The sequence below is a fragment of the Staphylococcus sp. HMSC061G12 genome (assembly GCF_001838465.1).
Classification (GTDB): domain Bacteria; phylum Bacillota; class Bacilli; order Staphylococcales; family Staphylococcaceae; genus Staphylococcus; species Staphylococcus simulans.
In genome coordinates this window covers 21,912-34,621 of the sequence record NZ_KV837149.1, presented here as the reverse complement: position 1 = coordinate 34,621, position 12,710 = coordinate 21,912, and the positions used below count along the sequence as shown (strand labels likewise).

Here is a 12,710-nt window from a genome sequence, read left to right as displayed (position 1 = left end):
ACTATATTGACTGTTTTATAGTACGTTTTGTGTGTATATAAGCGATAATCGCAAATGATGCATAAATCAATGTATAAACTCCCATTACGATAAAGACTGGAGAATGAGCATCAGATCCCATCAAATTCAAGAATGCCCATGATGCAAAGTATGCATGTGCCAAACCTACAATCAATGGCAAACCAAAGTTGAACATGATTTTAAGTTTTAAACCGTGACGCATGTCATTTTGTGTATAACCTAGCTTTCTCAATATTTTAAAGTTACCGATTTCATCTGTTGTTTCATCCATTTGTTTAATGTAGATAATACAACCTGCCGCAATTAAGAAAGCAATACCTAAGAATGATGATATGAATAAGAACATACCATTATTTTCTCTATTATCCTTAGCTATTTCTTCTTTTGTCTCATAACCTGGATCAACTTCATTCAATGCTTTCGAAGCTTCTTTCATTTGAGATTTATCTGTAATAGTAAAGCCATATTGCGGAGAAAGGTCATCTTTATCTATTTGCCCTTTCTCTTTCAATAAACGATAGTCTTCATCATTGACGATTACCAACACACCGCCACGTAACGTAAGCAAGCTGAAACGTGTATCAAGTTCAGTGTCTTGTACTTTCACACGGAAGAGTTGTTGTCCTTGTTTATCTTGAAATGCTACATATGAATCGTTAGTAATCGGTTTTAAGAGCATACCTGTTCCAAAAGGATGTGAAAGTTTTGCGGTATGATCAGAGAGTCCTGCATTGTCGACATATTTTTCACTTGTGACGCGAATACTTATCTCGTATCCGACATTTTTCTTAAATAAATTATTCTTCTGAGACTGTACCATCAACAGCTTTTTATAATTTAAGTCATAATCGATATGATGTTTTTTTAATGCTTTTTCATATAAATCCACATCATGTTTCGATTGTAATGTCACATCATATGGCGAAAACATATTGAGTTGCACTTTTTCCATCTTCATTTGTATAGCACTAAAACAAAGTACAGTTACTGTAATCGCAGAAATGACCGCAATAATAGTTAAAGATAAGGCATTCTTTTTCATACGATGCATAATAGATGACGTGAAAATGACATCATTAATTGAAACTTGGCCTTTTTTTCTTTTCTTCAATGTCTTGAATAATAAAGATACCGTACTTCTAAAGAATAAATAAGCACCGACAATTGTCAGGAATAAAATTAAAAACGGAATAGCCATATTCACTAAAAGCTTTGTATCAACCGCCATAACATATCCTGAAATAATCATCGCAAGCCCTACAATCCCACTGATTGCTTCAAGTACTGTAATTTTATTTGATTTCACATCAGCCGTACGACGAGTTTGCATTAATCCTAAAATGGAACGTCGTTTGATAAAGATTGCGTTTTGAACAATAACTAAGATGTACGCAATTACTAACATCAATGCCGTTGCGCCTACTGCTTTTAAGCTAAAATGCAAATGTACCGTTTCATTCATTTGCATTAATTTCGTCACAATCAATAATAAAATTCTAGACCCTACTAAGCCGACAACTATGCCGACAAGACCTGTGACAACAAATATCGCAAATTGCTCTAACATCGACATACGAACTACATTTGCTTTCGTTAATCCGATTAATTGATAGAGTCCAAGTTCTTTATCTCTTTGTTTAATGAAGAGCTGATTCACATACATTAAAAAGATTATAATGATAATGAACAGTACAACACTACCTAAACTCGCGCCTTTTTGAATTAATTTCGAAGATTCACTATTATTGATTGTTTCTGTATATTTTAATGTCACAAAGCTAAAGTACAAGGAAATACTCATTATGAGAGAAAAAAGATATAAACCATAATGTCTGATGTTTTGTCTTAAGTTCTTTAATACAATATGTCTAAACGTCATAAGACACACCGCCCAAGACGCTTTGTGCTTGAATGATTTCCTTATAGAACGCTTGTTTAGAACGTTCACCTTGGTATAGCTCAGAATGTATTTGACCATCTTTCAACATGATGACACGGTTTGAATAACTGGCTGCTGCCGGATCATGTGTCACCATTAAAATAGTCGTATCAAAGCGTTCATTCATATTTTTCAAACGTCTTAATAAATCTTGTGCACTTTTAGAATCTAACGCCCCTGTTGGTTCATCTGCGAAGATAATTGCTGGACGTGTGATAAATGCACGGGCTGCGGAAACTCTTTGTTTCTGACCACCTGAAACTTCAGATGGATATTTATTTGCTAAATCTCTGATACCTAATGTTTCTGTCACTTCATCAAATCGTGCATCCACTTCTTTTTTGGATAACTTTTGAATAGATAACGGCAACATAATATTTTCCTTAACTGTCAACGTGTCTAATAAATTATAATCTTGGAAAATAAAGCCGATTTCTTTTTTACGCACCTCTGACAGTGCTTTGTTACTTAATTTCTGCAATTGATGTCCGTTAAGTTCCACTGAACCTTGTGTTATATAATCAATGGAGCTTAACATATTCAATAATGTCGTTTTACCAGAACCAGACGGTCCCATAATTGAAATGAATTCACCTTTTTCAACTTTAAACGAGATGCCTTTCAGCACTTCATGCGCCACATGCTTATTTCCAAATACTTTTGTTAAATTGGATACTGTTAGAATTTCCATTTTTTGCGCTCCTTTTTTCTTAACTCTTGTATTTATAGTGTACGCATAAGTGATTTTATGGTCGTTGATTTGATATTACAAAACGCATGTTTAAAGTGACGATTTTGTCACTTCAGACATACGTTCTAACATTTCGTTCTGTTTAGGGAAGATAAAAGAGACTGTTGTCCCTTCTTCTGCAATAGAATCAACCGATACTTGTATATGTAATGGCTGTTTGATTTGATCCACTAAATATAAACCTAAACCTGAAGAAGTTGTCTCGTGGCGGTATTGTGTTGACGTAAAACCACGTTCAAATATGCGCGGCATATCTTGAGAAGCAATTCCGCGTCCTGTATCTTTGATTTCAAGCACAATATGTCCTTCGACTTCTTTAGTGATGATTTGTATCTCTGTACCCGCTTGACTGTATTTCACCGCATTTGAAAGGACTTGGCGAATCATCATCTTGCACCATTTCATATCTGTAAAGACCTTATCTTCTTCATTAAAGTCTATATCGAACCCAATACCGCGCTGTCTACAAATATTACGTGTTAGCTGAATTTCTTCAATCACCATACGTTTTAATGAAACGACTTCAAAATATAAATCTTGGTGCTTTTGGCTTAATCGTGATAAATACAATTGTTGGTCTAACATTTCATTCATGCGTGACCATTCAAACAATAAAGCTTGTCGACGAGTCATATCTTCTTCTTGATCAATGATTAATTTCAATGCGGTTAAAGGTGTTTTAATTTCATGCACAAATTCCGTTAGGCTTTGTTCATTTTCTTTTAATTGCACAGATTGCCTAGATACAATTTGTTTTTGTCTTTGAATCATCAGATATAAATATTGTAAGACTTCTTCTTCCATCGGAGTATTGGCCGCTTCTTTATGCTTCAACTCCTCAACTTCTTTCATTTCAGACAATTTTTTGTTGAACGAAGTTTCATAGTTGTAAGAAAAAATGAGGAACACCAATGTGAAGATAACATTGCATAAAATGACATAAAGCATAGATTCAACAGATAAATTTTGATCTAGTACAGCTAAAATCACTAAAAAGATTTGAAAGCCAACAATCAACGCCAACCAATTCAAACGAGAGACTAAGTAATTTGAGATACGTTTAAATATTGTCATGTGCTAAATATCCTTTGCCGACCCGTGTTTCAATCGCATTAGTTAATCCAAAGTATGCTAACTTTTTACGTAGTCGATTGATATTAACCGTCAACGTATTATCACTCACAAACGCTTCATCATCCCATAACGCCGTAATGATCTCATCACGACTGACAATTTGATTACGATGTTTTAATAAAATCTCTAGAATAAGCATTTCAGTTTTAGAAAGATGTGCGGTTTCATTTCCTCTCTCTAATACGCCTTTACCAAGGTCCACTTGAACATCGCCCCATGACAACATACGTTGCTCCTCTAGATTGAATTGATATACACGGCGATATATGGCTTTAAGCTTCGCGATTAAGACATTAGTATAGAAAGGCTTCTGCATAAAATCATCTGCCCCTAGTTCCATACTCATAACTTGATCCATTGGATTATCTCTCGCTGATAAAAATAAGATAGGTATATTCGATTGATTACGTATTTCACGACACCAATAAAACCCGTCATATTTCGGCAACTCTACATCCATGATAATAATTTCTGGTTGTTCCTGTTCAAATGCTTCCATAACTTGATTAAAATCATCAATACCAGACACTTGCAAATCCCAATGTTCTAGTTCTTTTTTTAATTGTTCAAATAAGGACTTGTCATCTTCTACCAATAAAATTTTCATGTTATCACCTATTATTTTTATTTCGAAATTATTTCAAAACTGTTTCATTTACATTTCACAACTTTTATTTTACACTTATCTTTGTGCGATTCTCTAACAATCATTGCGTTCTATCATTTTAAAGTAAAATGAAACTAAAAACGATGCAGACAATCGTCATTTACGCTATACTCAGTGTAATACTACCTTATATTATGGAGGGTGTCTATGGAACATACGATTAGAGAAATAAGTATCAATGATGCAGATGCATATATTGCTTTATTAAAAGATATCTATGATGAATCTAGCTATATGCTGTATAGCCCTGGCGAATATGTGCCATCTCTTTCAAGTGCATTACAACAGCTTGAACATTTTATCACTTCTCCATCGAATACTATTTATCTTGCAGAAATCGACGGTAAGTTGATTGGTTTTGCGATTGTCACATCTCGCGAATATGAACGTACACGCCACGAAACACGCGTGCGTCTTGGTATTCGCGCACAATACCGCAGCAAAGGTGTTGGACAATCATTATTAAATGCAGTGGATGCATGGGCATACAATCACGATATTCGTCGTTTAGAAGCATTAGTTGTCCCTCAAAATGAGCATGCTGTAGATTTATTCAAATCAGCAGGCTATCAAATTGAAGGCGAAATGCGCGATAAACTCAAAATAGATAATAAATACTATAGTGAATACGTTATGGCTAAACTATTGCACTAATATTTCTCCTGATATGTCACAAACATATCAGGTTTTTTATTACTTTCATTTTCTATTTTACATATAACCCACTTATTATCTTATAACAAAAAGAAGTATCTACAAAGCCAATTACTTTGTGATACTTCTTTTAAAATATGATCTGTTTTTAACATACTAATCCTTATAAGGATTTAATTGAATCGGTTCAAATTGCTCATCTGGATTTTTAATCGTTGTTGAGCTTGTATTTCTACTTAAGAAACGTTGTACAGAGACTAGATTTTCTTTTGATTCCGGTAAGTTTAAATGGAATTGATACTGATGTCTTAAATGGTGTGACCCATCAAAGAAGAATGTATCGACTGATGTGCCGTCTTCTTCTAAGACCCTTGCAAATTCTCGATTTTGACTGAAGAATGGATCTGCATCCCCAACAGATAAGAAAGTCGGTGGATAATCTTTTGTGACATGTTCCACTGTCGACATTTCAGATAAATCTCTGAATTCACTTTCCCACTCTTCTGTACCAGTATAACTTCTCATAAAGAGTTGAATACGTGGGAACTCTGTTTCTCTGACTGTATTCATGTTATAGAAACCACCGAAAAAGATAGCTGCACGAATATTTTTCGGTTTGAAACGTTGTTTAAAGTGCATATCTTTTCTTAACTGTTCATCTGTTTGAATCGCAGTAAATTGACTGGATAACTGTGCACCTGCTGAGTCGCCGCCGAACACCACTTGCGTAAAATCAATCGGCAATTCATGCGGATTCTTTTTAATGAATTTTACAGCTTGATCCATTTGAATTAAAGGGGTCGGATATTTGTACTGTGGTGCTAAAGCATAGTTAATATTCACTACAATATAGCCTTGTTCTGCGATTTTTGCCAACAATGGATTTTTATATTGTTTATCACCCGCAATAAAGCCGCCGCCATGCATCCAAAAAATCACTGGTAATTTCACATCTTTATCTAATTCTGCTGGTGTGATGATATCAAGCTGACTCTTCGGGAATGCTTTACTATATGTAATATTATTAAAGACCTTTACATTATTATTGTTAATCGCGACTTTAGGTTTCATGTTTTGTTTATGCTGATAGTCCATATAAAGTTTTATACCAACACCGACAGCGATGCCTAATAACACGAAGATAATCGCACCGATTGCCAGCCATTTTTTTCTTCGACTGTTCATTTGATTACCAAGTCCTCTCTTTATTCTATCGGCAAGATAATTTCCAATTTGTATTTATTGTACTTTATATTTAAAGTCATCTCAAAGGGTGAAATCAAGAAAAATAGCGCAGCAAAATCAGCTGCGCTATACCTATTGTTTTCATCATTACTGCTTACAAGCAGTAAGTTGACCTTCATTATTCATAAGTTTTCTGCTATATCTAGTAAATGTCACACATTGGGCAATTTATGCGATATGTTGTTCATTCTCTTTTTTACGTTTGAAATATTTCACTAACACGCCAATAACAATCGCAAGTCCGATAACACCCATTGTTGGGTATAAGAAGTTGATCAGACTTGAGAAACCTACGAAACTTAATCCGTAAGCGACAAGCATCATAATCACGATTAAAATGTGATATTTTTTGCTATAAGGTGTTGTGAATCTTGCTGCGAATGAATAAAGCAGACCCAAAATTGTGTTGTACATTACGGCTAACATCACAATTGACAATACAATTGTTACGATTGGGTGAATACCATTCGCTAATGTCAATGTTGGAATAGCCGCTTCTTTGATTGCTGGGAATTCAGTTTGCAATGCAAATGTAATCAATGCTAACAGAATCGTATAAATGATACCGCCGAACATTGCACCGGCACCTGATACTCTTCTACGACTTGCGTCACCGCCGATAGCGACGATTGTACTAAATCCTACCGCAAACGCTAAACCGCCGTAAACTGTTCCCATGATAATGCCCCAAAGCGGACTTGTCTTAGGCATTTCTGCGTTAATTTGATTAAATGGCACTTGACCTTTAAATAGGTAAACACCTGCAATCACAATCACTAAGATAATTAAGAAAGGTGTTACCACACCAAGTGCGCGGACAATCTTATTGAAGTCCATAAGTAATGTAATATAAATAGCAATTACCATAATCAGTGAACCTAACCATGTAGGGATGCCATAACTTTCATGGAATGCAGAACCTGCCCCTGCAATCATTGTGACAGAAATTCCGAATAAGAAGAAGACCAGTATATAGTCGACGATCCGTCCAACGTATTTTCCAAATAAATATGCCAAAGTTGATTCGTGGTTTTCAGCATCGAAAGCTGTCCCTATCTTTGCGACCTGTCTTCCGATGAATCCTAAGATAATACCTGAAATTAAAACACCGATATAAGCCCATAGACCATATTCAGTGAAGAATTGCATAACTTCTTGGCCTGTTGAAAAACCTGCGCCGACGACTACACCGACATAGGCAAAGCCAATTTTTACTGTTTCTTTATTAAACGTCATAATAACGTTGAATACCTCCTCGTGTAATTAAAAACAATGCTTGCCAACGTTAATACTTACTATCCATAGCTTATGTTTCTGTCTTTTTCTGAAAAAGGCCATTACTTATTCCATGAAAAGTATATAGTAACAATAAAACACTCAATTGCGCAATAGCCGTTAAGTGTAATTACCCAAACACAACAATAAATTACCCTCAATTTGATAGAATTACTCATTAAACTTTGTAAACATACCCATTAGTAAAACTTATGGATAAATATCTTTTTTGTGCAAAACAAAAAGGATACCTCATGTGAGATACCCTTTAATTCATTTTAAATTCATTATTTTGCATCACGATTTTGGTTCAGTTCATCAATGCTGACCACCACGTTATCCATTCGTTTCGCTGTCTGTTTAAGGATATTACGGGCTACGTTATTATTAGGATCTAATTTCAAGATCTGCTTAGAAATATCGAAAGCTTTTTTATCAGAAATAACAGGTTCAGGAATTGCATGGAGCAACAACATTTGTAGTAAACTCTTCACTTCTTTGCCCTCAGTGAGTTTTATGGAAGCTTCTGCATGATAGTAAGCAGAATCCAATGCACCTTCTAAGTCACTTAATGGATAAACAAGGAGTAAGAATGCTAAATCATGCATTTCAGCTGTTTCTCCATCTTTGATCATATCTAAGATACACGTATAAAACATAACACTTTCTGCTTCATGCGCACTTGAAATGTAATGTTCTTCAAATTCCATAAAATCTGATTCGGACATTAATCGTTTCACAGATTCAAATTCGCCGTTTAAGACATGTCGCTTGATTAAATCTTTCATGCCAATGTCCTCCTATTGTTGAACAGATTTTATCTACAATTAGTATTAGTTTACCATATTTTTTTGGATTTCACATCAATTACTATAACGTATAACAATATTTCATTACGTTAAATTACAATGAACGTGTACGATACATTAAATACAAGAAATAAGGTGCACCGATTAACGCAACGACAATACCAGCTGGAATACCTGATGGTTGTAAAATCACTTGACCAACTGTATCCGAGAATACTAGTAAGAACGAGCCAACAACAATTGCTAAAGGCATAAAGAGTTGATGTCTTGGTCCCACAATCGTTTTCGCAATATGCGGTCCCATTAAACCAATAAAGCTGATAGCACCACTCACCGCTACAGCTGCTGATGATAAAGCAACAGCAGCCAGTAAAATAATCATACGATCTCGTCTGACATTTACACCTAAGCCTTGTGCTAATAGGTCATTAGTATTCAAGATATTTAATGTATTTGCTTTCATAAACAGGAACGGTATGATGACAATCAACCATGGTAATAATGCGATGACAAACGGCCATTCATCACCCCATATATTACCCGCAAGCCATGTTGCCATAAACTCTGCTTGGTCTTTATCAAATTTAGACATCAATGTCAGCGAACCGCCAGAGAGTGCGGCAGATAAACCGACACCGACTAAGACCATACTAGCTGGAGTCATACCGCGTTCTTTAGAATAACTGAAGTAGAAAATAATTAATGCAGTTAAAATACCGCCAGTCATACTCAGTATTGGCAAAACATAGATAAAGCTATCTGCACTCACTTGTCCGATGACAATAAAGAGTGCGATAAAGAAGCCGCTTCCTGCATTAATACCTAAAATACCAGGTTCAGCTAGTGGATTATTGGTTACACTCTGCATCATCGCACCGCTTAAACTTAATGCAGCACCTGCCAGAATCGTTACTAACATTCTCGGCAGTCTAAAATCTAGTAGAATCAAACTGTCCGTATAGTCACCTAAACCAAATAAAGTTTTAAAGAACGTGCCGACTGACATTTGATATTCACCTGACGTGATACTCCAAACACAGGCCGCAAACAAAAGGACACTAGTTATTAATAAAGCCAGCCACTGACGTCTTCGTAATTTATCTTCTATCATATTGAGCGACCTCCTTTTCTAATTAAATAGATAAAGTAAGGCACGCCAATAAAGGAAACAATCGCACCGACTGGCGCATCTCCTAACATACGTGCGACGGTATCTGCTAAAAGAACTAAAAATGCGCCTAAAACAGCAGTTAACGGAATCACTTTCGCATAATCCGTACCAATTAAAAAGCGTACAATATGTGGCACGATTAAACCGACAAAGGCAATTTGTCCGACCATTGCTACAGCAACACCTGCTAACAGCATCGTTAGTATTAAGCTGATTGTACGAATTACGCGCACATTTTGTCCTAAGCCTTTAGCTAAGCTTTCTCCTAAGTTTAAAATTGTTAATTGTCGACTTAGTAAGATTAACAAAACGATCGTCACTAAAATAACAGGGGTACTCCATTTCAATTGAACCCAAGTTGTGCCAGAAACACCGCCCATGCTCCAAAAATTGATGTCTTGATTCAATTTAAAAGTTAATGCAATGCCTTGGCTTAAAGCCGTCAAGAATGCACTGACAGCAGTACCTGCTAAAATAATGCGGATAGGATTGAACCCATCAGTTCTAGAACGGCCCATCATCAATACGATTGTACCGCCTAATATTGAACCGATAAAACCTGCAAGCATCAATAAACTAAAAGAAGCTTGCGGTACAAAGGCATATGTTAAAGCGAGCATAAAACTGGCACCAGCATTCAAGCCGATTAAGCTTGGGTCTGCCAAACCATTTTTAGTCACACCTTGAACAACTGCTCCAGCTACCGCAAGCGCCATACCTACAAGTATTGCACCTAAGTCTCTAGGTATTCTAATTTCACTGATAATGTTGTGCTGTTCATTCATAGGGTTATAATGGAAAACCGCTTCATAAATCGTCCCAAGACGAATGGGCGCATCTCCATATAAAATGGAGAGCACCAACATTGTCCCTAACATCATACATGATAAAAGTAATAACAATATAAATCTGGGATACTTCTCTTTTCTCTCTTTATCACTCATTTACCGTGCCTCATACTTTCGAATAATGTTTACACAATAAATCATATGTGACTAACATCGGTTTACCTGTACGTGGATCTGTACTTAATTCTGCATCTATATTGAAACATCTTTCTAAAATATCTTTCGTTAAGACTTCTTGTGTTTCACCGCTCGAAACAATTTCGCCTGCTTTCATCGCAATCAGATGATCTGAGAAACGAATCGCTTGGTTGATATCATGTAACACCATTACAATGGTACAACCTTGTTCACGGTTCAATTCTTGAACTAATTCAAGAATTTCTAATTGGTGACTGATATCTAAATACGTTGTTGGCTCGTCTAAGAAAATAATATCTGTTTTTTGTGCTAAAGCCATCGCAATCCATACACGTTGTCTTTGACCGCCACTTAAATCATTAATAGCTCTGTGTTTAAAATCATACGTACCTGTTACTTTAAGCGCCCAATCGATTTCAGCTTTATCTTCAGCGCTTAAGCGGCCAAAACCTTTTTGGTGTGGAAATCTGCCGTATGAAACCAATTCGCCTGCTGTTAAACCATCTGCCACATCTGGTGATTGTGGTAAAATAGCGATTTTCTTCGCAATTTCTTTCGTAGATTGTGTATGAATATTTTTACCATCTAATGTGATTTCTCCGCCTTTAACGGATAAAAGACGAGATAATGCTTTTAGTAATGTTGATTTACCGCAACCGTTAGGTCCGATAATAGACGTAACTTTGCCGTCAGGGATTTCTACATCTAGGTTATCAACAATCACATGATCCCCATATCCGATTGTTACGTGCTGACCATTTAAACGATTTGCCAATATACTTCATCCTCCATTGGATACGACATGAACCTTAAATACAGTTGCCGAAACACCTGTCTCTTTTCAAGGTCTGCCGCAGAATTTATTTCTATTTCTTATCTCATTGCATTTATTTATAATTACGACCTGTAAATATTATCGTGAAAGCTTTCATACTTTTATCAACTACAGCCTTGTAATTGATAATCATTATCATAGGCTATATTATAACATTTTTTGGAGCGATTTCCTAACAATTCTTATGTACTAAAACGCAAGAAATCGAGACTACCGCCTCGATTTCTCATCCTTTATTCATCTACTAAGAAGCCATTACCATATACATCACGCACATCGTGGATGACTAAAAAGGCATTCTCATCAATTTTTCGAATTAAGCGTTTCGCTTTTGAAACTTGTGTTTTACTGATAACCACATATAAAATTTCTTTGTCTTCTTTTGAGTAATAACCGCGACCATCTATAATCGTAACCCCTCGTCCGATTTTTTGGTCAATAACTTTCGCCACTTCATCAGGTCGGCTTGAAATTACAGTCATCGCCTTCTTCGTATTTAAACCTTCAATAACGAATTCCATAACTTTCGTACCGATATAAAGTGAAATAATCGTTACCAATAACTTATTGACTGGAATCACAGTAAATGAAATCGCCACAACGATTAAGTCGAAAAATAGCAACGCGTAAGATGTGCTGACGTCTAAGTATTTATGTGCTAATCGTGCTAAAATCGTTGTACCTGCTGTCGTTCCCCCTGCAAGTACAATAACGCCAATACCTAATCCGACTGAAGCACCCCCGAAAATGGCATTCACAATAATGTTGCCAGTTTCAACATGCCAAGATTCAGTCAGTCCTAAAAAGACTGAAATTAACACTGTTGCAAGAATGGTTAAATACGTACTTCGCTTACTTAAGAACTTATAACCAATCGCAATTAAAATCGCATTCATCACAAAGTTAGTGATAGCTGGCGAAATGTGAAAAGCATAATAAAATACAATGGATAGTCCCGTTACGCCGCCTTCCCCTAATTGTGCGGAAATAATGAATGTATTGACCCCTGCAGAGAACATAAATGAACCAAATACTACGAGTGCGAGGTCACGCCATGTTCTTCGTTTCAAATCCAATCGCCCCCTTATTAAATTGTGTAGATAAGATAAATACTAGCACAGGCGCTCTTAACCAACAATGTGAAACCCCTGAATCACAGTGTTTATTAATATTAAATTAATTATTCTGAAAATTTTGTTTACTTTGTGTTGAAGCTTTGCTAT

Annotated in this window: 12 protein-coding genes; 1 reads left to right on the top strand and 11 read right to left on the bottom strand. The window is 35.9% G+C overall.

All coding sequences use genetic code 11. From position 1 onward, the window contains the following. Position 1 precedes the first annotated feature (1 nt). From HMPREF2937_RS10130 to HMPREF2937_RS10115, 4 genes are all read right to left on the bottom strand, one after another. Positions 2 to 1,900 carry an FtsX-like permease family protein gene (locus HMPREF2937_RS10130; protein ID WP_070864502.1) on the bottom strand — a complete coding sequence of 633 codons (1,899 nt, stop codon included), beginning with the start codon at positions 1,898 to 1,900 and terminating at the stop codon, positions 2 to 4. After that, complete coding sequence (locus HMPREF2937_RS10125; RefSeq protein WP_002481439.1) at positions 1,890 to 2,651, bottom strand: ABC transporter ATP-binding protein; 762 nt, start codon at positions 2,649 to 2,651, stop codon at positions 1,890 to 1,892. Before HMPREF2937_RS10125 ends, HMPREF2937_RS10130 begins: the two co-directional genes overlap by 11 nt. 90 nt (positions 2,652 to 2,741) lie before the next feature. After that, positions 2,742 to 3,785: a sensor histidine kinase gene (locus HMPREF2937_RS10120; RefSeq protein ID WP_060803711.1), complete on the bottom strand. Its 1,044-nt coding sequence runs from the start codon at positions 3,783 to 3,785 to the stop codon at positions 2,742 to 2,744. Beyond that, positions 3,772 to 4,452, bottom strand: a complete 681-nt coding sequence (locus HMPREF2937_RS10115; protein ID WP_070864501.1) for a response regulator transcription factor — start codon at positions 4,450 to 4,452, stop codon at positions 3,772 to 3,774. The genes HMPREF2937_RS10120 and HMPREF2937_RS10115 overlap by 14 nt, the downstream gene beginning before the upstream one ends. 207 nt (positions 4,453 to 4,659) lie before the next feature. On the opposite strand from HMPREF2937_RS10115, the gene HMPREF2937_RS10110 reads away from it, so the two are divergent. Continuing rightward, positions 4,660 to 5,166 (top strand): GNAT family N-acetyltransferase, encoded by a 507-nt coding sequence (locus HMPREF2937_RS10110; protein ID WP_002481436.1) that lies wholly within the window; start codon positions 4,660 to 4,662, stop codon positions 5,164 to 5,166. Positions 5,167 to 5,322: 156 nt separating this feature from the next. On the opposite strand, the gene HMPREF2937_RS10105 is transcribed toward HMPREF2937_RS10110, so the two are convergent. The 7 genes from HMPREF2937_RS10105 to HMPREF2937_RS10075 form a co-directional block, all read right to left on the bottom strand. Further along, the gene (locus HMPREF2937_RS10105; protein ID WP_070848315.1) at positions 5,323 to 6,351 is read right to left on the bottom strand and encodes an alpha/beta hydrolase; all 1,029 of its coding nucleotides are present in this window, start codon (positions 6,349 to 6,351) and stop codon (positions 5,323 to 5,325) included. A 228-nt stretch (positions 6,352 to 6,579) separates the two neighbouring features. Then, positions 6,580 to 7,647 (bottom strand): YkvI family membrane protein, encoded by a 1,068-nt coding sequence (locus HMPREF2937_RS10100; RefSeq protein WP_023015440.1) that lies wholly within the window; start codon positions 7,645 to 7,647, stop codon positions 6,580 to 6,582. A 326-nt stretch (positions 7,648 to 7,973) separates the two neighbouring features. After that, positions 7,974 to 8,474: a hypothetical protein gene (locus HMPREF2937_RS10095; protein WP_002481433.1), complete on the bottom strand. Its 501-nt coding sequence runs from the start codon at positions 8,472 to 8,474 to the stop codon at positions 7,974 to 7,976. A gap of 115 nt (positions 8,475 to 8,589) precedes the next feature. Beyond that, positions 8,590 to 9,606 (bottom strand): FecCD family ABC transporter permease, encoded by a 1,017-nt coding sequence (locus HMPREF2937_RS10090; RefSeq protein WP_070864500.1) that lies wholly within the window; start codon positions 9,604 to 9,606, stop codon positions 8,590 to 8,592. Beyond that, the gene (locus HMPREF2937_RS10085; protein ID WP_373879076.1) at positions 9,603 to 10,547 is read right to left on the bottom strand and encodes a FecCD family ABC transporter permease; all 945 of its coding nucleotides are present in this window, start codon (positions 10,545 to 10,547) and stop codon (positions 9,603 to 9,605) included. The genes HMPREF2937_RS10090 and HMPREF2937_RS10085 overlap by 4 nt, the downstream gene beginning before the upstream one ends. Before the next feature lie 73 nt (positions 10,548 to 10,620). Further along, positions 10,621 to 11,427: an ABC transporter ATP-binding protein gene (locus HMPREF2937_RS10080; protein ID WP_023015441.1), complete on the bottom strand. Its 807-nt coding sequence runs from the start codon at positions 11,425 to 11,427 to the stop codon at positions 10,621 to 10,623. Between the two features lie 293 nt (positions 11,428 to 11,720). Continuing rightward, positions 11,721 to 12,557 carry a YitT family protein gene (locus tag HMPREF2937_RS10075; RefSeq protein ID WP_002481429.1) on the bottom strand — a complete coding sequence of 279 codons (837 nt, stop codon included), beginning with the start codon at positions 12,555 to 12,557 and terminating at the stop codon, positions 11,721 to 11,723. Positions 12,558 to 12,710 lie beyond the last annotated feature (153 nt).